Source organism: Flavobacterium defluvii (genome assembly GCF_900129555.1).
Lineage (GTDB): Bacteria > Bacteroidota > Bacteroidia > Flavobacteriales > Flavobacteriaceae > Flavobacterium > Flavobacterium defluvii.
The window spans coordinates 133,303-157,916 of the sequence record NZ_FQWC01000003.1; the positions used below are offsets into that span (position 1 = coordinate 133,303).

Annotated in this window: 1 protein-coding gene; it reads left to right on the top strand. The window is 37.8% G+C overall.

Translation table 11 applies throughout. The annotated features are described in order from the left end of the window. The first annotated feature begins 123 nt into the window (after positions 1–123). On the top strand, positions 124–24,603 hold the full coding sequence (locus tag BUC29_RS21325; protein WP_139260445.1) for a T9SS type B sorting domain-containing protein: 24,480 nt from the start codon (positions 124–126) through the stop codon (positions 24,601–24,603). The last annotated feature ends 11 nt before the right edge of the window (positions 24,604–24,614 follow it).

Below are 24,614 nucleotides of genomic sequence, written 5' to 3' on the forward strand. Positions count from 1 at the left end.
TATAGATGGCAACTTCTTCAATAAAAGGAAGAAGGTAAGTAAAACATAAATTTAAATTAAGATTGAATGTTGTTCTTTGAACGCCCCTTCAAAGAACAACAGTTAAACTGAAACCATAGTAACATGAAGAAACCTACTACTTTAAAATTAGTTTTAACTGTATTATTTTTTATACAGAGTTTTATTATGTTCTCTCAAAAGAATTTCACCCCTCGCTTTGACCAGAGTTTAAAAGGTGATATGCTCTTGATAGGTAATAATATTTTGAATAGAGATAACAACAGGAATGGTGAGCGGCCTAATAATGCGTTTAATGCGACGAACCAAAATAACAACGACCTTAATATGCAGTATATTGATGTCGATAATGATAATACTACTTTTAGTTCGAGTTCGGCTAATTTAACTATTCCGCAAACTAGTAGAGAATGTTACAAAATTGTATATGCAGGTCTTTATTGGGCAGGTATTTACAGCAAAGGTACAGTTGACAATGGTACGGTTAACCGAGCTAATTTAGGTTCGATTAAGATTAAACTCCCAAGCCAGACAGCTTACACAAATATTTCGGGATCATTAATTTATGATTACTATCCAACGACATCAAATGGTGATCAGATGCCTTATGCATATTATTATGATTTGACATCAATGATTCAGGGATTAGCAAATCCTGAAGGAACTTATACTGTTGCCAATATCATTTCTGGAAGAGGCGGTATAAATGGAGGTTTTTCTGCAGGTTGGAATTTATTTGTGGTTTATGAAGATCCAAAATCATCTGCAAAATATATCACTTCTTTTGATGGTCTTCGCTGGATACAGTCAGGAAGTGCACCGGTAACTTATGATTTAACAGGTTTTAAAACAATTCCAACAGGAGTAGTAAAAGCAAAATTAGCTTTCGCAGCATTAGAAGGAGACGTTAACCTTACCGGAGATAAATATTCTATCAATAACGTAGATATTTTTACTGCTGAACGTCCGGTAAATAATTTCTTTAATAGTACTATTAATGATGTCAACGGTCCTTTTACAGACCGAACCCCAAGTAGTGCTAATACTTTAGGTTTTGAGACTGGTATTATCAATCTTAATAATGCTGCAAATGCGATTATTAAAAATAATGATACTTCTGCACAATTAAAGCTTAGTACGGGTGGAGATGGTTATGGACTTTTCTTTAATGCCTTCAATGTTGAAATCATTGAGCCAAAAATTGTTTTAACCAAAATTGTAAAAGACAATGCCGGAACAAATATTGGCGGGCAGAATGTTACTTTGGGGCAGCAGTTAAACTACGAAATTGGTTTTAAAAATACAGGTAACGATAATGCGACTTCGTTTACTATTCGAGATCAGCTTCCGATTAATATTATCTTTAATTATCCGGCTGATATAGTTTCGTTACCAGCCGGTGTAACCGTTCAAAGTTATAATGCTACTACAAGAAACATTGTTTTTGCAGTAAATAATAACATTGTAAAAGTTGGAGATCCTGAAAAAATTATCAGTTTCAAGGTTAAAGTTGTTCCAGATTGTCAAAGTTTGAGCGAAGCTTGTTCTAACAGTATTGACAACTCTGCTTATGCAACTTACAAAGGTCAGCAAAACACAACATTTACGATTTCTGATGACCCAAGTGTTAATACCAATACAGGATGTATTTTAGTTCCAAAAGCGACAAACTTTTTAGTGGGAGTAGATGGATGTAAATACACAGCTAATGTTACACTTTGTGGAGAGAACATTACTCTGACAGCTGCAAACGGATATTCAGATTATACATGGTATAGTGATGAGGCCAGAACAAACCAAATAGGTAAAGGACAAACATTAGTAGTAAAAGATCCTGGAACTTATTATGTTTACAACTTGGCCGCTGCACCTTGTAGATCAATTTATCAATCTTTTGTTGTAACAAGATTTGGAAGCACAGTAGAAAATCCGGTAATTCCTTTTGCAGATCAGGTAGTGACTTGTTCTAATGATGGAAAAAAATTGCCAAACATTTTCTTGTGTGGATCTAATGCAACAAGACAAATTACTACAAGCATTTCTGATGCAACTAGTATTGTTTGGGAAAAATTAAACGAAGGAAGCTGCGCCGCTGTAACCAATCAAAATTGTGCCAACGAAAATACTGCCTGTACATGGACAAGTGTTGGAAGCGGGCAAAATTATACAGCAAATCAGGCAGGACAATTCCGTGTAACATTAAATTATGCTGGCGGATGTTTTAACCGTTTCTATTTTAATGTTTATACCAATTCATTAACTCCAACAGAAACTCATAAGGATATTATTTGTGGTGTTCCTGGAAGTATTACAATTGGAGGAGTACCTGCAGGATACGAATATGCTATCAGAACTGACCCTAGTGGAGCAATTGGAGCATATCAAACAAGCAATACTTTCAATATTACAACTGCAAACTCTTATACTGTTTATATAAGACAAGTAGGTGTAACTACTAATCCATGTATTTTTACTGTTCCTAATATTCTTATCAGAAACAGAGCTTTACAGATTACTACGGCAGTTACTCAGCCAACTTGTTATGGAGATAAAGGAAGTATAAAAGTTGGAGCTCTTAATATCGATCCGCAATATTATTATTACTTATATAATAATGCAACCAATGCTCTTGTAAATAGTGCAGGTCCTATTGCTGCTTCAGACTATACTTTCCCGAATTTAAATCCTGGAACAACTTACAGAGTAAGAGTTACAAATGCTCCGGTTGGTGGTACACCAGCTCCAACTTGTGATGTGTCTAGTGTTATTTCTATCAATAATATTGCAGCGCCTTTAGTAGCAACTGCAGCTTTGACAACTCCACTTACAGCATGTAGTGATGGAAAAGTTACTTTATCAGGTTCTGGAGGTACTGCACCCTATTTCTTCTTTGTAAATGGATCGACTACTTTCCTTACTTCAAATGAAATAACAGTAACAGCTCCGGGAACTTATAATATTCGTTTAGTTGATTCTAATAACTGTGAGGCAACCACTTCGATTACAGTTACAGGAAACCCTAAACCAGTTTATAATGTAACAAATACTGAAATTAATTGTAATGGCGGTACTGCTCAAATTAATATTAATGTTACAAACGCAAACGGATATACTTTACAATACAGTATCGATAATGGTGCAACATTTAGCAGTACTCCTGTGTTTTCTAATTTAACAGGTGGAACTTATAATGTTGTGGTTAGATACACTTTGTCTGGTGTAACTTGTACTGATCCTGCAACAGCTATTACAATTACTGCTCCTGCAAATGCATTAAGTGCTTCTGCGGGTGTTTCTGAATTAGCGGGTTGTGATCCTGCAGGTACAGGTTATGGTAAAGTACGTATTACAAACCCTCAGGGCGGAACCCCTCCTTATACATATAGTTTTAATGGTGGAACAACTTACGGAACTTCAAATGAAGCTTATGTAGCTCCGGGAACTTATACACTTTATGTGAGAGATTCTAAAGGATGTACATTTGCAATGCCGGGTGTAGTTTTAGATCCAAAACCTGCAGATCCTACAATTTCTGTTGATCCTCCTGTTTTTAACTGTAACGGTACAGCAACAAGTACAGTAACTGTAACAAATAATGGTGGAGCAAATTATAGTTATGAATATTATTTAGATAACGTATTAAATACAAATACACCTTCTAATGTTTTCTTAAATGTTCCTTCTGGATCACACACAGTAAGTGTAAAATATAATTTGGTTTCTGTACCTACTTATAGTAATTTATTAATTGAAGATTTTGGTTCTGGTGGAACCACAACAACTCCTGGTATTGCATCAGCTTACTGTTTCAATGACCAAAGGGTAAACCCGCCATATACTTGTTCTTTAAACGGAACACCAACTCGTTCTGTAGAAGATAACCAATACTCCGTTACAAGTTTCTTCTGGAGAGGTGATGATCCTAGCAGTAATAATTCTGGTGCATGGTATCATTTTAAAGATCACACGACAAATCCTAATAACTTAGCAGGAGTTGGAGATGTAAATGGAAGATATTTATTAGTAAACATTGGAGGAGCAGCTGGACCTTACGGAGTTTTATATAGTAAACCTATTATTGATGTTATTCCTAATCAGCCGGTAATGGTTTCTTTGTATGTAGGAAACTTATTAAATACAGGTGTAAACGGAGCCGCTCCAATTGTTAGATTTGAATTAGTGAATTCTGCTGGAACAGTTGTTGCTACAGAAGATACCGGAAAAATCGCAGAAGCAGCAAATGACCCTAATAGAAGAAAATGGGTTCCGATAAATATTTCTCTTAACCCTGGAAATAACACAAATCTTACTTTTAGAATTCGTTCTGGAAGTGTTGAATATGGAGGTAATGACTTAGTAATTGATGATATCTGGGTACGTCAGATTCCAAAATCGTGTATTACTCAGAAAGATTTCCCAATTGTTATTGATAGCAACAAAGCTTTTACAGCTTCTATCACCGGAGTTAAAAATGTTACTTGTAATGGTGGAAATAATGGAGAAATTACTTTAGCAGCGCAAAACTTTAACCTTCCTTACGGATTCGATTATTCTATGAATAATGGTGCTACCTGGATAAATTCTAAAGTATCTCCTGTAACCGTAACAGGTTTAACAAGTCAGACATACGCAATTCAAATTCGTTTTAACAATAGTGCTTCTACTTGTAGCTTCCCATTTTCACAACCTATTACTGCTCCTGCAGCATTGGCTGTTACAGCTCAGGTTACAGCTCAGCCTACTTGTACAAGTGGTGCTTCTATTACAGCAACAGTAACTGGTGGAACACCGGCTTATCAATATGAATTAAGACAAAATAATGGAACTACAGTTGTAGTACCATTCCAAACTTCGAATGTATTTACAAACATTCCTTCGGGAACTTACAGAATCGTAGTTAGAGATGCAAATTCTTGTACTTCTCCAGCTTCTGCAACTGTAAATATTACTTCACCAACAGCTCCAACAGCTTCTTTAGCTGCAAGTTCAGATTTATGTTATGATTCTACTAATCAGGCTACACTTGTAGTTACAGCTACTGGAGCAGGAACTCTAACGTATAGTTTAGATGGTGGAGCAGCACAAACTTCAAATACATTTACAAATGTAGGTCCTGGTACACACAATGTTGTGGTTACAGATAGTAATAACTGTACAGCTACAGTTAGCAATATTGTAATTGCACCTGAGTTGCAGGGAAGCGCAACAATCTCTAAAACACTAGATTGTACTACATCTCCAAATGCTACTATTACAGTTTCAATTACTGGAGGTACAAGTGCATTTACATACAAAGTTAAAATAGGTTCAGGATCTTTTGGATCTAGCAATAACGTAACAGGAACATCATTTGTTTACACTGCTACAACGGCTAATACGTATACATTCGAAATTACAGATTCAAAAGGATGTGTTACTACAACCAGTGCAATTGTAAATCCAATTACAAATCCAACAGTCACAGCAACTAAAGTTGATGCAACTTGTAACGGAGCTTCTACAGGTTCTGTACAATTAGTTGGAGCAGGCGGATCTGGAGGTTACACTTACAGTTTTAACGGAAGTTCAACTTTCATTGCACAATCTAATTACACAGGATTGGCAGCTGGAACTTATACTTTCCAGGTAATGGATAGTAAAGGTTGTAAATCTGCAATAGGAAATATCACTATTACGCAGCCAACAACATTAACTGCTACAGCTACAGCTACAACATTTACTTGTAATGCTTCAAATGTAAAACAAGCAGCTACAGTAACAATTGCAGTTCCAACAACTGGAACAGCTCCTTATCAATATAGTTTTGACGGAGGAACAACATTTACAAGCACACGTACATTATCTGTTACAGATAACGGTACTAACCAAACTATTTCTTATGTAGTTAGTGATGCTCAAGGTTGTAAAACTCCGGTTCAAACCATTACAATCAACAGATTAAACCCTCCAACAGATTTAGCATTTAGTAATGCAGCAGTTACTTGTACAGCTACAACAACTACTGTTACTGCTACTGCTACAAATGGAGTAGCGCCTTTAACATACGCAATTACATCTCCGGCAGCATCTGCAGCTACAAACACTACAGGTGTATTCTCTGGATTAGCTGCAGGAACTTACAACTTTAGAGTTACTGATGCTAATGGATGTTATTATGATGAAGCTTATATCATCAACGCTGTTACACCAATTTCGGTAGTTGGTAATAAAACTAACGATGCACTTTGTAAAGGTGGTGCTACTGGATCAGGAACTTTCACAGTTTCTGGTAACGCTACTGTAGGTGCTTATACTTATACAGTAAGTCCTGCCGCTGCTGCATCATTAGTAACAAAATCAGGAAATACATTAACATTAGCAAATGCTGCAGCAGGAACATACACTGTTCAGGTTAGAGATAATGCAACAGGATGTACAAATACAACAAGTATTGTTATTACTGAACCTGCAAATGCATTAACATTTACAGCAACTGCTACAAATGTAAACTGTAATAACGATAATTCTCAAATTACAGTTACAGCTGCAGGCGGAACACCAAATTATACTTACGCTTTCGCGAAAAATCCATCAACTGTTCCAACTTCAACTTATGGAAGCAGTGCTACACTTACTGTAGATACTAATTCCGGAGCTGATTTAGTTTGGGATATTTATGTGAAAGATACAAATGGCTGTATCACTAAAAATACAGTTACAGTAGCTACAGATAATTTACCAACTGTAACTGCAACAAATAATAATCAATGTACAGGTTCTGGAAATTCATTTACTATCACTGCAACAGGAACTGGATTGGCTCCTCTGCAATATAGTATTGATGGAACTTCTTTCCAGGCTTCAAATACATTTAACGTACCTGCAGGAACTTATACAGTTACTGTAAAAGATAAAAACGGATGTACTGCTACAACTGCAACGGCATTAGTTATTTATCCACAATTAACAGCTGTAGGTGCAGTTACTAAAGAATTAGATTGTACGGTTTCTCCAAATGCTACTATTACAGTAACTATTGCAGGAGGAAAAGCGCCATATACTTATACATCTAAAAAAGGATCTGGAGCAACTAGTGCGCCAAGCGCTTCTATTGCGGGTCCAACATTTACTTTCTCAGTTACTCCTGCAAATGCAGACAGTTATACATTTGTAATTACAGATGCTAATGGATGTCAGGCTACTGCAGTAACTAAAGTTGATCCTATCACAAATCCAACAGTTACAGCTGTACCAACAAGTGCAAGCTGTAATGGAGCTGCTGATGGTTCAGTTACTTTAACAGGTGCTGGAGGATCAGGCGGATTTACTTATAGTAACAATGCTACAACAGGATTTACTACTAATCCGGTATTTAACGGATTAGCAGCTGGTAACTATACTTTCTATGTAAAAGATAGCAAAGGTTGTACAGGTTCTGTGGCTGTTACTATTACTCAGCCAAGTACATTAGCTGCAACTACAACAGTAGTTCCATTCTCTTGTAATGCTTCCAACGGAAAAGTTGCAGGAACAGTTACTATTAATGTAACAGCAGGAACAGGAACTGCTCCATACGAATACAGCTTCAACGGAAGCGGATACAGCTCAAATAATGTATTAACATTAAACGACAATGGAGCTGATCAGCCATATACATACTCAGTTAGAGATGCAAAAGGATGTCCTGTAACAGGTTCAGGAACTTTATTGAGATTGAACCCTCCAACTGATTTAACTTTTGCTTCAACAGCGGTTACTTGTACAGCTACAACAGCTACAGTTACTTTAACAGCAACCAACGGTGTTGGAACTTTACAATACGAAACAATTGCTCCTTCAGTAGTAATTAGAGCAAAACAAACTTCTAACTCATTTGCAAACCTTGCTCCTGGATCTTATACTTTCAGAGTTACAGATGCAAACGGATGTTATTATACAGAACCGTATATTGTTAATCCTGTTACTCCAATTGTAGTTACAGGAAACAAAACAAGTGATGTGTTGTGTAGAGGCGGAAACACAGGATCTGGAACTTTTACAGTTTCTGGTAATGCAACAGTTGGTGCTTATACATTTACTGTAACTCCTCCAGCTGCTACAGCATTAGTAACAAAATCTGGAAATACATTAACATTAGCAAACGCAACAGCGGGTACATATACCGTTACAGTTACAGATACTGCAACAGGCTGTACAGCTAATGCTTCAATCACAATTAATCAGCCAGCAGCTGCTTTAGCGATAACAAGTGCAGTTGCTACAAACGTAAGCTGTAATAACGATAATTCTAATATTACAGTTACTGCTGCAGGTGGTACTCCAAATTATACTTACGCTTTCGCGAAAAGCCCATCAACAGTACCATCATCGACTTATGGCGCTAGTAATGTTTTAACAGTAGATACTAATTCCGGAGCTGATTTAGTTTGGGATGTTTATGTGAAAGACGCAAACGGATGTACTGCGAAATCTACTGTTACAGTTATCTTGGATTCTATGCCGGCTATAACTAATGTAACAGTTAACAATCAGTGTACAGCTTCTGGAAGCGGATTTACTATTACTGCTACAGCTACAGGTTTAGCTCCGCTAGAATACAGCATTGATGGAGTTTCTTTCCAATCTTCAAATACATTTACAGTTGCTGCGGGAACTTACACAGTTTCTGTAAAAGATAAAAACGGATGTATTGCTTCAGCTCCGGCTGCAACAGTGGTTTACCCACAATTAACAGCTGCGGGTACAGTTACAAAAGAGTTAGATTGTACAGCTACTCCAAATGCAACTATTACAGTTACAATTGGCGGTGGTAGATCTACTTATACTTATACAGTACAAAAAGGTGCTGGTGCTCCAAGTGCTGCAAGTGCTCCTATAGCAGGACCAACATTTACATATACAGTAACACCTGTAAATGCTGACACTTATACGTTTGTAATTACAGATTCTAACAGCTGTACAAGAACAGCAGTTGTTACAGTATCTCCAATTTCAAACCCAACAGTTACGGCTGCTCAGGTAAATGCAAGTTGTAACGGAGCTGCTGATGGTTCAGTTACTTTAACAGGAGCTGGAGGATCAGGCGGATTTACTTATAGCAGCAATGTTGCAGGACCATTTACTACTAATCCGGTATTCACAGGATTAGCAGCTGGTACTTATACTTTCTATGTAAGAGACAGTAAAAACTGTACTGGATCAGTGGCAGTTACTATTACTCAGCCTCTAACATTAGCAGCTACAACTACTGTAGTTCCATTCTCTTGTAATGCTTCAAATGGAAAAGTTGCAGGAACAGTTACAGTAAATGTTACAGCAGGAACAGGAACTGCTCCATACGAATACAGCTTCAACGGAAGCGGATACAGCTCAAACAACGTTTTAACATTAAACGATAATGGAGCTGACCAGCCATATACATACTCAGTTAGAGATGCGAAAGGTTGTATCGTAACAGGTTCAGGAACTTTATTGAGATTGAACCCTCCAACAGATTTAACTTTTGCTTCAACAGCAGTTACTTGTACAGCTACAACAGCTACAGTTACTTTAACAGCAACTAACGGCGTTGGAACTTTACAATACGAAACAATTGCTCCTTCAGTAGTAATCAGAGCAAAACAAACTTCTAACTCATTTGCAAACCTTGCACCTGGTTCTTATACTTTCAGAGTTACAGATGCAAATGGATGTTATTATACTGAACCGTATATTGTTAATCCGGTTATTCCAATTGTAGTTACAGGAAATAAAACAAGTGATGTTTTATGTAATGGAGGAAGCACAGGATCTGGAATTTATACAGTTTCTGGTAATGCTACTGTAGGTGCTTATACATTTACATTAACAGCAGGAACTTTAGGATCAGGAACATTAACAAAGTCTGGTAACACATTAACATTATCAAATGTTGCCGCTGGAACCTACACTGTACAAGTTACAGATACGGCAACAGGGTGTACAAATTCAGCAAGTATTGTTATTGGTCAGCCGGCTGCTGCTTTAGCCATTACTTCTGCAGTTGCTACAAACGTAAATTGTAATAACGATAATTCACAAATTACAGTTACAGCAACTGGAGGAACACCAAATTATACTTATGCTTTTGCGAAAAACCCGTCAACTGTTCCAACTTCAACTTATGGAAATAGTGCTGTTTTAACGGTAGACACTAATTCTGGAGCTGATTTAGTTTGGGATGTTTATGTAAAAGATGCTAATGGATGTATTGCTAAATCAACAGCTACAGTTATTCTGGATGCAATGCCGGCAATCACTAATGTAACAGTTAACAATCAGTGTACAGCTTCTGGAAGCGGATTTACTATTACTGCTACAGCTACAGGTTTAGCTCCGCTAAGTTATGGAATTGGAGGTCCAACAGGAACTTTCCAATCTTCAAATACATTTACAGTTGCTGCGGGAACTTACACAGTTTATGTTAAAGACAAAAACGGATGTATCGTTTCGGCACCGGCTGCAACAGTAGTTTACCCACAATTAACAGCTGCGGGTACAGTTACAAAAGAGTTAGATTGTACAGCTACTCCAAATGCAACTATTACAGTTACAATTGGCGGTGGTAGATCTACCTATACTTATACAGTACAAAAAGGTGCTGGTGCTCCAAGTGCTCCAAGTGCACCTATTGCAGGGCCAACATTTACATATACAGTGACACCTGCAAATGCAGACACTTATACATTTGTAATTACAGATTCTAACAGCTGTACAAGAACAGCAGTTGTTACAGTATCTCCAATTTCAAATCCAACAGTTACAGCTGCTCAGGTAAATGCAAGCTGTAATGCTGCTGCTGATGGTTCAGTTACTTTAACAGGAGCTGGAGGATCAGGCGGATTTACTTATAGCAGCAATGTTGCAGGACCATTTACTACTAATCCGGTATTCACAGGATTAGCAGCTGGTACTTATACTTTCTATGTAAGAGACAGTAAAAACTGTACTGGATCAGTGGCAGTTACTATTACTCAGCCTCTAACATTAGCTGCAACTACAACTGTAGTTCCATTCTCTTGTAATGCTTCAAACGGAAAAGTTGCAGGAACAGTTACAGTTAATGTAACTGCAGGAACAGGAACTGCTCCATACGAATACAGCTTCAACGGAAGCGGATACAGCTCAAACAACGTTTTAACATTAAACGACAATGGTGCTAATCAGCCATATACATATTCTGTTAGAGATGCTAAAGGTTGTATCGTAACAGGTTCAGGAACTTTATTGAGACTGAACCCTCCAACAGATTTAACTTTTGCAAATCCAGCAGTTACTTGTACGGCTACAACAACTACAGTTACTTTAACGGCAACTAACGGTGTTGGAACTTTACAATACGAAACAATTGCTCCATCTCCGGTAATCATTGCTAAACAAACATCTAATGCCTTCCCAAATCTTGCGCCAGGTACTTATATGTTTAAAGTTACAGATGCAAACGGATGTTACTATACAGAATCTTACACAGTTAGTCCTGTAACACCAATTACAGTTTTAGCTAGTAAATTAAGTGATGTATTATGTAATGGAGGAAATACAGGATCTATCAGATTAAATGTTTCTGGCTTCGGATCGACTTATTCTTATACAGTTAATGGAGGTACAGCTGTAACTGGTGTTAGTTCAGCAACAGTTACTCTTCCAAATTTAACAGCAAATACGTATGCAATCGTTGTTACTGATGAAATAACAGGATGTACTGCAAATACTTCTATAACAATAAACCAACCAGCCGCTGCTTTATCTGCAACTTATACTGCAGTAAACGCAAACTGTTTTGTTAGTACTTCGGCAGTTACTGTTACAGCAACAGGAGGAACTCCGATTTACAGATATTCATTTGTACAAGATGGTGCTGCAGTTGGAACTTATACGAATAACAATAAAGCAAACTTAGATCCGGCGGTTAACCTAAACTGGGATGTTTATGTAATTGATGCAAATGGATGTACAACTAAGGTAGATATTACAATTGCCAAAGATCCTTCTCCAACGGTTACTGCTTCCGCAGCAGGTCAGTGTTTTGGTGTAGGAAGCTATACTATTACAGCAACTCCGGGAACAGGTTTAGTGGCTCCATTAAGCTACAGTATTAATGGCGGAGCTTCTTACCAGGCTGGAAATACATTTGTTGTAACTACTCCGGGAAGTTATACTATTAAGATTAAAGATGGTAACGGATGTACTGCTGATAGTAATGTTGTTATCGTAAATAATGCATTAACATTAAATGCTGTTTTAGACAAAGATATTACATGTTCAGCACCAACAGATGCTCAGGTTACTTTAACTCCAACTGGAGGAAACGGACCATTTACATATTCAAGTTCTCCTAATACGGGAACATTTGCCGGAAATGTATTTACTACAAGTACTGCTGGTTCGTATACTTTCACAGTAACCGACTCTAGGGGATGTACGGCTACATCTTCTGCAGTTATCGTTACTACACCGGTTAATCCAGACATTACTGGAGTTATACAAACTCAGAATATAAACTGTAATGGTGATGCTACAGCAGCAATTGCTATTACTATTGATAATACAAAAGGTCAGGCACCATTTGTATATACAGTATTAAACACAACAACTGGAGTTAATTACGGTTCGCAAACTTCTGGCTTAGCAGCTGGTGATTATGTGGTTACTGTAACTGATGCAAAAGGTTGTACAGATACATTTAATATAACTATAGCTCAGCCAACGCCAATTGTTGTGAGCAGAACGATTACGCCAATTACTTGTGGAGCTGGTGGTGTTTCTTTAGGATCTATTACCATTAATTCAGTTACTGGTGGTACTCCAAACTATACTTACCACGTAACAGGAGTAAACGGTTATAATAAACAAATCACAGGTCAAACTGGATCTACAGCTGTATTTGAAGTTGTTGATTTTGGTTTATACCAAATTATTATCACTGATGCGAACGGATGTACAAATATTGAACAAAACGTATTTGTTGCTTCACCGCCAGATGATTTAGATATTACGGTTACGGCTCCGCCAGCTGACTGTTCTTCATTAGGATCAGCAGTTGTAGCTATTGGTGCTGCGTCGACTAATATTACAGGTAATGGTCCATTCCACTTCGCTGTTTATACAGGTCCAGGAATGGTTTATACAAGTCCAACTACTTTACCATGGTATGATGAAGACGTTGTAGGAGTTCCTCCAGGAGTAAATCCGGGAAGTAAAAAAACAACAATACCAAACTTATTGCCAGGTGTTAAATATACTTTTATCGTACATGATGCGGGTACAGGTTGTTACTATTATGAAACAGCTACAATGCCTATACCTACAAACTCTACTTTAACGGTTAGCGGATTAACATCTAATAACGTTACTTGTAGAGGAAGTAATAATGGTAATGTTAGTTTTACAGTAAACAGTACTTATCCAATTGCAACGCCAATTAGTTATGAAATCTATAATGCTTTCACTATGGTTAGCACCGGAATTACAGGAACAGGAACTATTCCAGCAAATGGAAATCTTGTAATCAATAACCTTGGTGCATTAGGTTTCGGAAATTACGTTGTTGTAATTAGAGAAACTGCAGGTGCTACTAATGCAGGATGTAGTATTGCAACAAATTCATTTAATATTACTGAATCGGCTATTGATTTATCAGTTACAGCTTCAGTTACTAAAAATGCAAACTGTAATCCAAATTCAGGTATAATTACTGCTATTGCAAAAGACGGAACAGGTCCATATACATATCAATTATTATTGGCTACAGATCCTGCACCTACAGCTGCTGCTGCTGGATGGGCTTCTGCTAATACATTTAACAGAGATGCAGGAAACTATATTGCATACGCAAAAGATGCTTATGGCTGTATTAAGTTTGCTCCAATAACACTAATCAAAGATGCTGATCCAACGATTACAGCACCAGCGACAATTTGTTATGATGGAAATCCATTCACAATTACAATTACTGGAACAGTAGACCCTGCTGTTGGTGGAGAAACTTATAGTGTAAATGGAAGTACTTTCCAGACAAGTCCAAACTTTACATTTAATGCTTCTGGTATTTATACATTAGTAATTAAAGATGGAAATGGCTGTACTGCTACAACTACTTATGAAGTTAAACCACAATTACAATTAATTGCTGCATTAACTAAAGAATTAGATTGTACTGCAACTCCAAACGCTGAAATTACATTAACAGCAACTGGAGGTTACAATACATCTTACACTTATGAATATTCTACTGATGGTGGTTTCTCATACACATTAATGGCATCAAATGTTCTGTCAACTAGTGTTTTAGGTAACTATATCTTTAGAGTAAGTGATGCTAAAGTGCCAGTGGCATGTCAGGCTACAACTACTTTAACATTAGATCCTATCCAGTCGACTTTATTTACAACAGTTCAAACGGATGTTAGCTGTAACGGTGGAGCAGATGGAACCATTACTGTAAATGTGACTTCAGGAGTTGGTCCTTATGAATATCAATTAGATAGTGGAGCTTTCCAAACATCAAATGTATTTACAGGATTAGCTGCAGGAAATTCATATATCATCACAGTTAGAGATGCTAAATCTTGTCTTTATCCAAGTGCAGCAATCACAATTGCACAACCTTCAGCTTTAACAGCGACTTCGACTCTTACAACAGCATTAACATGTGCTGCAGGTAACGTACCGACAAAAGCTGTTGTAACTGTAACAGGTGCAGGTGGTACATCTCCATACTTATATAGTTTTGATGGAGGAACAACTTACACTAGTACAAATACATACGAATCATTCGCTGGAACAACATTCAATGTTTTAGTTAAAGATGCTAAAGGATGTATTTTCACTTTAACAAATGGAGTTAATATTCCAGCGTTAAATCCGCCGACAATTACAAATATTACCGGAACACCAATTTATTGTGCTCCAGCGGCAAATACAACCAGTACAGTTACTATCACTACTACAAATGGTGTTGGTACTTTATCTTACGCAATTTTATCACCAGCTAGTGCAACATCAAATGTTTCTGGTGCTGCGAGCGGAATATTTACATCATTAGCTCCTGATACTTATTTATTCGAAGTAACAGACGCAAATGGATGTAAAGACCAAAAATCATATACAGTTGATCCGGTAACTAATATTACAGTTGCAGGTCAGTTAGTAAGCAATGTAATTTGTAACGGACAAGCAAATGGTGCAGTTAAATTCACAGTTGCAAACTTCGGAGGTACATATACAGCGGTATTAACTGTAGGTACAGGTACATTAGTTCAAACTGGAAATACTGTTGACGTAACAGGATTAGTACCTGGAACATACACAGTTCAGGTTACAGATAATATTACAGGATGTACGGCTACAGCTTCTGTGGTTGTTACTCAGCCAACAGCTCTAAGTCTAAACTTAGTAAGTAATGTAAATGCAAATTGTAATTCTGGTGCAAAAGTCGAAGTTATTGCTTCTGGTGCAAAACCAAACTATACATATGCTTTTGTTCAGGACGGTGCAACGCCAAATGCAGGAGATTACACAAATAGTGCAAGTGCAGTATTAGCTCCAGCAACAAACACTCAATGGGATGTTTATGCTAAGGATGCAAACGGATGTACAGTAAAACTTGATGTAACTATTGGTACAGATGCATTGCCAACAATCAATTCATCTGCGGGATTATACTGCTACACAGGAGGTCCGGTTCCAATTACAATTACAGGAACTTATGTTGGAACGCCAACATACAGCATTGGTAACGGATACCAGTCTAGCCCTAACTTTGTATTGAATGCGCCAGGAAACTACACATTCTATATTAAAGACGGTAACGGATGTATCGTTTCAGCTCCTTATACATTAAACCAAGAATTACTATTACAAGCTACTTTAACACAAGATTTAACTTGTGCAGGATCAGCTAGTATCACATTATTGGCAACTCAGGGTACTACAACTTATACAGGTTTTGAAGTTGACTTTAATGGTGGAGGATATGTTGCTGCAACGTCACCATACACGGCTACTGCTGCTGGAACTTACACTTTCAGAGTAACAGACAGTCAGGGATGTCAGGCAGTTTCTATTCCGGTAACCGTTACACCAACAACAACTCCAACAGCAACTCTTGCTCAGACAAATGTTAGCTGTATAGGAGGAAATGATGGAAGTATTACTGTTACTGCTGCTAATGGAATTACTCCATATCAGTACAGTATCAACGGTGGAGCTTTCCAGGCTTCAAATATATTCACAGGATTAACTGCGGGAACATACAACATTGTGATTCGTGATGCTAAACAATGTACTTCAGTAAGCATAACTGCTACAATTACTGAGCCTACAGCTTTAGCCGCAACTGCTACATTAACTCAAGGTTTAACTTGCGGAACAGGCAATGCTACTCAGCCGGCAGTTGTTACAATCAATGTAACTGCGGGAACAGGAACAGCGCCTTACCAGTACAGTTTCAACGGTGGAACAAACTACAGCTCAACAAACACGTTGACTACTTATAATGCAGGAACAGTTACAGCTTACGTAAAAGATGCTAATAACTGTATCATCGCGACGCCAGTTACTATCAATATCCCAGCGTTAAATGCGCCGACAAATATGGATATTAACGGAACACCAATTTATTGTGCTCCAGCGGCAAGTACAACAAGTACAGTTACAATCAGTAATGTAATCAATGGAGTAGGAACTCTTCAATATGAAATTCTTTCTCCAATTGTTGTAGCGAAACAAACATCTGCAGTATTTGCAGGATTGTCTCCTGATACTTATTTATTCCAGGTAACGGATGCTAATGGATGTACGTTCCAAAAATCATATACTGTTCTTCCGGTAACTAATATTACAGTTTCAGGTCAGTTAGTAAGTAATGTTACTTGTAACGGAAATACAAACGGAGCTGTTAAATTTACAGTTGCTAATTATGGAACATCATATACAGCGGTATTAACAGCAGGAACAGGTACATTAACTCAAACTGGTAATACAGTAAATGTTACAGGATTAGTACCTGGAACATACACAGTTCAGGTTACAGATGGAACTACAGGATGTACAGCAACAGCTTCAGTTGTAGTTACTCAGCCAACAGTTCTAGGTCTTAACTTGGTGAGCAATGTAAATGCAAATTGTAATTTTGGTGCAAAAGTTACTGTTTTAGCAAACGGTGGAACACCAAACTATACTTATGCATTTGTTCAAGACGGTGTTACACCAGTTGCTGGAGATTACACAAATAGTGCAAGTGCAGTATTAGCACCTACTGTAAACACTCAATGGGATGTTTATGCTAAAGATGCAAACGGATGTACAGTAAAACTTGATGTAACTATTGGTACAGATGCATTGCCAACAATCAATTCATCTGCTGGATTATACTGCTACACAGGAGGTCCGGTTCCAATTACAATTACTGGAACTTATGTTGGAACACCAACATACAGTATTGGTAACGGATACCAGTCTAGCCCTAACTTTGTATTGAATGCGCCAGGAAACTACACATTCTATATTAAAGATGGTAACGGATGTATCGTTTCAGCTCCTTATACATTACGTCAGGAATTGTTATTGAAAGCTACCCTAACACAAGATTTAACTTGTGCAGGATCAGCTAGTATCACATTATTGGCGACTCAAGGAACTCTTACCTACACAGGATTTGAGGTTAGCTTTAATAGTGGAGCATATGTTGCTGCAACATCACCTTACACGGCTACTGCTGCTGGAACTTACACTTTCAGAGTAACAGACAGTCAGGGATGTCAGGCAGTTTCTATTCCGGTAACCGTTACACCAACAACAACTCCAACAGCAACATTTACACAAACAAATGTTAGCTGTATAGGAGGAAATGATGGAAGTATTATTGTTACTGCTGCTAATGGAATTACTCCATATCAGTACAGTATCAACGGTGGAGCTTTCCAGGCTTCAAATATATTCACAGGATTAACTGCAGGAACTTACAACATTGTTGTTCGTGATGCTAAACAATGTACTTCAGTAAGCATAACTGCTACAATTACTGAGCCTACAGCTTTAGCCGCAACTGCTACATTAACTCAAGGTTTAACTTGCGGAACAGGCAATGCTACTCAGCCGGCAGTTGTTACAATCAATGTAACTGCGGGAACAGGAACAGCGCCTTACCAGTACAGTTTCAACGGTGGAACAAACTACAGCTCAACAAACACGTTGACTACTTATAATGCAGGAACAGTTACAGCTTACGTAAAAGATGCTAATAACTGTATCATCGCGACGCCAGTTACTATCAATATCCCAGCGTTAAATGCGCCGACAAATATGGATATTAACGGAACACCAATTTATTGTGCTCCAGCGGCAAGTACAACAAGTACAGTTACAATCAGTAATGTAATCAATGGAGTAGGAACTCTTCAATATGAAATTCTTTCTCCAATTGTTGTAGCGAAACAAACATCTGCAGTATTTGCAGGATTGTCTCCTGATACTTATTTATTCCAGGTAACGGATGCTAATGGATGTACGTTCCAAAAATCATATACTGTTCTTCCGGTAACTAATATTACAGTTTCAGGTCAGTTAGTAAGTAATGTTACTTGTAACGGAAATACAAACGGAGCTGTTAAATTTACAGTTGCTAATTATGGAACATCATATACAGCGGTATTAACAGCAGGAACAGGTACATTAACTCAAACTGGTAATACAGTAAATGTTACAGGATTAGTACCTGGAACATACACAGTTCAGGTTACAGATGGAACTACAGGATGTACAGCAACAGCTTCAGTTGTAGTTACTCAGCCAACAGTTCTAGGTCTTAACTTGGTGAGCAATGTAAATGCAAATTGTAATTTTGGTGCAAAAGTTAGTGTTTTAGCAAACGGTGGAACACCAGTTTACAAATACGTGTTCGTTCAGGATGGAGTTACTCCAAACGTATTAGACTACGATACTGTAGCAAGTGCAGTATTAGATCCAACAATAAACACTCAATGGGATGTTTACGCTATGGATGCAAACGGATGTACAACTAAGATTGACGTTACAATTGCTACAGATGCATTGCCAACAATCAATTCATCTGCTGGATTATACTGCTACACAGGAGGCCCGGTTCCGATTACAATTACTGGAACTTATGTTGGAACACCAACATACAGCATTGGTAACGGATATCAGTCTAGCCCTAACTTTGTATTGAATGCGCCAGGAAACTACACATTCTATATTAAAGATGGTAATGGTTGTATCGTATCTAGTCCATATACATTAAATCAGGAATTATTATTACAAGCTACTTTAACACAAGATTTAACTTGTGCAGGATCAGCTAGTATCACATTATTGGCAACTCAGGGAACTCATACTTATGCAGGATTTGAAGTTGACTTTAATGGTGGAGGATATTTCCCTGCAACATCACCTTACACTGCAACAGTTGCTGGAACTTACACTTTCAGAGTAACAGACAGTCAGGGATGTCAGGCAGTTTCTATTCCGGTAATAGTAACTCCAACAACAACTCCAACAGCAACATTTACACAAACAAATGTTAGTTGTGTAGGAGGAAATGATGGAAGTATTATTGTTACTGCTGCTAATGGAATCACACCATATCAGTACAGTATCAATGGAGGAGCTTATCAGGCTTCTAACATATTCACAGGATTAACTGCGGGAACTTATAACATCGTTGTTCAAGACGCTAAGCAATGTACTTCAGTTAGCATAACAGCTACAATTACAGAGCCAGCTGCTCTTGCTGCAACAGCCGTATTAACTCAAAGTTTAACTTGTGGTTCAGGTAATGCAACGCAGCCAGCTGTTGTTACAATCAATGTAACTGCAGGTACTGGAACAGCGCCTTACCAATACAGTTTCAACGGTGGAACAAATTATAGTGCAACAAATACGTATACAACTTACAATGCAGGAACAGTTACAGCTTATGTAAAAGATGCTAACAACTGTATCATTGCAGTACCAGTAAGTGTAACGATTCCGGCACTTGATCCACCAACAATTGATTCTGTAACAGGAACCGATATTTGGTGTACACCATCAGCTAACACAACAAGTACAGTTACTGTAACTGTTTCTCACGGTGTTGGCGCATTACACTACGAGATTCTTTCTCCGGCAAGCGCAGTAACAAACGTTACAGGAGCCGCAAACGGAATATTTACAGGTCTAACAGCAGATACTTACTTATTCCAGGTAACAGACGCAAACGGATGTAAAGACGATATGTACTATACAGTTGATCCTTTAGTAAACATTACAGCTGCAGGTCAGTTAATCAACGACGTAAGTTGTAATGGAGGTTCAAACGGATCAGTGAAATTTGATGTTGACAATTTTGGAGGAGCTTATACAGCTGCTCTAATTGGAGGCCCAACAACAGGAACTTTAACTCAGGTTGGAAAAGTGGTAACATTAACAAACTTACCAGTTGGTACATACACAGTTCAAGTTACTGATAACACAACAGGATGTACAGCTTCAGCTTCTGTAACAGTTGGCGAACCTGCTGTATTAACATTAGTTCAGGCAACTAATGTAAATGCTAATTGTAATTCAGGTGCTCAGGTAAGCGTAACTGCTGCAGGAGGAACACCAGATTATCAATATGCTTTCGTACCAGGTACAGGAACACCAACAGCTGCTGACTATACAAATAGTAATAACGCTGTTCTTGATCCGGCTGTCAACTTGAACTGGAGAGCTTATGTTCTGGATTCAAAAGGTTGTGAAACGTTTATTCCAATCACAATTGCAGTAGATCCATTACCAAGTGCTATTACAGCTAATGTTTCTAGCCAATGTCCAACGGCAGCAGGTGAGTATACATTTACAGTTACTGTTGGTTCAGGTGTAGCGCCTTACGAGTATAGTATTGGAGCTGGTTTCCAAACGAGCCCAACATTCACAGTAAATGCTGCTGGAACTTATGACATAACAGTTAGAGATGCAAACGCATGTACAACTACAGTAACAGCTGCAGTAACTATTACTCCGGCATTACAGTTAGAAACTACAGTAACCGCATTACCAAGCTGTACATTTAATAACGGTGTTATTACTGCAACAGCAACAGGTGGTTCAGGAACTGCTAACTACAGATATACTCTTGACGGAGGTGTAATCGTAAATACTACACCGGCTGTGTTTAATAATGTTGCTCCTGGTACACACGTGATCAGAGTAAGAGATGTATTAACTACTTGTGACTTCAGTGTTACAATTGAAATCGCTCCGGCAACAGTTATTACTGGACTTGCTTTAACAGGAACTAATGTTTCTTGTAGAGGTAACTCTGACGGATCTATCACAGCTAACATTGACCCAAGTTCTCCTGGTGTAAATGATAACCCGGTTTACACTTACACATTAACAGGAACAACGGCTTTAGGTGCAGCAGTAAACAGACCAGCTCAGACATCAAATATTTTTGATAACCTTCAGGCTGGAGATTATACAGTAACAGTAACATCAGGAAGAGGATGTGTTGATTCTGAAGATATTAGAATCAGTGAGCCAAATGTAATTACAGTAGGATTGCCAGTTATCGCACAGTACAGCTGTACAACAGGTACAAATGCACCAAACTATGCAGTTATTACAGTAAACAATGTTACTGGTGGTTCAGGAACTTATACAATTTATGAGTTCTTTAAAAACGGAGTTCAGGTTCAAAAAGGTGCCGATAATTTCTACACTGAATCTGATTTCGCAGGAGGTGATTATACTGTAAATGTTTATGATGATAAAGGATGTATGGGATCTAGTACAGGAATAATTAGAGTAAATCCATTCATTCGTTTAGATCAGATAAACGTTGCTGTAAATACTGCTGTAACATGTATTTCTAACGAAGATATTACAGTATCTGTAACATCAATTGGAGGTACACCAGCAATATTAAATTATAATGTTGCAGGAACTGATGGAAACACGTACAATCAATCAAATACAAATGGTGTTTTCACAGGATTAACTATCGGAAATTATTTAATTACCGTAACGAATCCAGCAACAGGATGTTCTATTACACAAGTTCATTATGTTAATGATCCTAACACATTCGATATTAATGTAGCTCCAGTTAACGGACAAATCTGTTACGGTACTGCAGACGGAAGTGTTGATTTAACTATAGTTGATAATCAATTAAACCCAACAGATGACGCAGGAGCATTTAACTATGTAATTACAGGACCAGTTCCAAGCAACGGAACTTCTGCAAATGCAGGACCAGTTAGAATTTCTAACTTAACTGCCGGTCAGTATACAGTTGTTGCAACGTTAGTGAACAATCCTTTCTGTACAGTTACAACATTGTTCACAATAGAACAGCCAGCAGCTGCTCTTACAGTAACAACAGCGAAGTCTGATATTACTTGTGTAACAGGAAATAATGATGGAGAAATCACTGCTTCAGCTGCAGGTGGATGGGATAATAAATACGAATATCAATTAGTATTGAATGGTACAACATTAGTTGACTATTCAGCTCAATATGTATGGTCTGGATTATCTGCAGGTAATTATACAATTAACGTTAGAGATAATGTTGGATGTATCGCTACAGCAACAGAAACATTAGTTGTTCCGGCACCAATCGTTGTTACTGCATCTGCAAGTGCTACAACATTAACATGTTTCGGTGATAAAACTGGAGTAATTACAGTTGATCCTCCAACAGGTGGACAAGGAAGTAACTACCAGTATACTTTAAATATACTTTCAGCAAATCCAGTAATTGTTTCTGGACCACAGCTTAGCCCAATTTTCAGTGGATTAGGTGCTGGAACTTATAGTATAACTGTTACTGACGGATTCAGTTGTTCTGCAACATCGGCAAACATTGTGATCAATGAACCAACAGAAGTTGTTCCAACTTTAGTTGAAGCTACATCACAAACATGTTTAACTCAGGCAACACTTACTTTAAGCGCTGTGGGCGGAACTGCTCCTTACTCTTACAGTACTGATGCTAATTTTGGAACAACTATCGGAACATTTGCTTCTTCAGTTACATTCCCAGTTGGAGTTGGTACTTACAGCTACTATGTAAGAGATGCGGCAGGATGTGTTGGTTATGTTTCTAATGAAATCGTAATTGATCCAATAGTACCGCTTGATATTGATGTTGATGTTACAAATGCAGTTGTAAAATGTACAGGTGAAGCTACAGGTGTTATCGTAGCCGAAGCCAAAGGCGGATTAGGAAACTATATTTACAGATTAGAAGATACAGCTGGAAATATTATCCAAGGTCCTAAAGACAATGGTATTTTCGAAGACTTAGTAATTGGAGATTATGTTGTTAAAGTTGAAAGTGGAGATTGTTATGATACATCAGCTGTAATTACTATCAACGAACCGCCGGTTGCTTTACAAGCACAGTTTACACCAACAAACGTTTCATGTTTCGGTGAAAACAATGGTAAAATTGTTGTTACGGCTACAGGTGGAACAGGAGTTATTAAATATGCAATTTCACCAGATCTGAATCAGTTTGATACAATCAGCGTGTTTGATAAACTTGCTCCTGGAACATATACTGTAATTGCGCAAGATGAAAACGGATGTTATGTAATGACAGATGTAATAATCACGCAGCCGGCAGCACCGCTAGTAGCTACAGTTACTCCTAACTCTATTTTAGGAGAACAATGTAAAGGAGACTTAAATGGTGAATTTACAATTGACATTGCAGGTGGAACAGCTCCTTACTCAGTAAGCTTAGATTTACCAAATGGTCCTTTTGATCCAATTACTGGAACTCAGCATACATTTGATGGTCTTGCAGGAGGAAACCATACAGCTTATGTTGTAGATGCAAACAATTGTACGTATGAAATTGAAGTTCTTGTACCATTGGCAGTTGACATGGATCCAATAGCAGAAGTTGTTTATGGTTGTGAAACTAATACAGTTACTGTAACAATCGATCCATCTGTAGATCCTGCTGATGTTGATTACGCTTTAGATTCTAATGCTGGTCCATTCCAGTTAGAAAACGAATTTAAAGATGTTGCTCCTGGTGATCACGTAATTTATGCTAGACATACTAACGGATGTATCCAGCCAACAGCAAGTTTCAACATTCAGGCATTTGATAAGTTATACATTCAATTAGCTGCAGGACAACCAGAGATGAACGTAATTTCTGTAACTGCAATTGGTGGAAGACCAGCTTACGAATACAGCTTCAATGGAGGTCCATTTACATCTGATACTAAATTCAAAATCTACAAATCTGGAGATTATGTAATTACAGTAAGAGATCAAAACGGATGTACGGATACAATTACAGTTCCAATGACTTACATTGATGTTTGTCTTGACAATTACTTTACACCAAACGGAACTCACGATGGTTGGGGACCTGGATGTACAAATATTTACACAAATCTTGAGTTTGCGATCTTCGATAGATACGGACGTCAGATAGCTAAATATCATTATGGTCAAAAATGGGATGGTAGATACAAAGGCGAGGAATTACCAACAGGTGATTACTGGTATGTTCTTAAACTAAATGACGTGAATGATTCAAGAGAATTCGTTGGACACTTCACATTATACAGATAACAAAATAATAG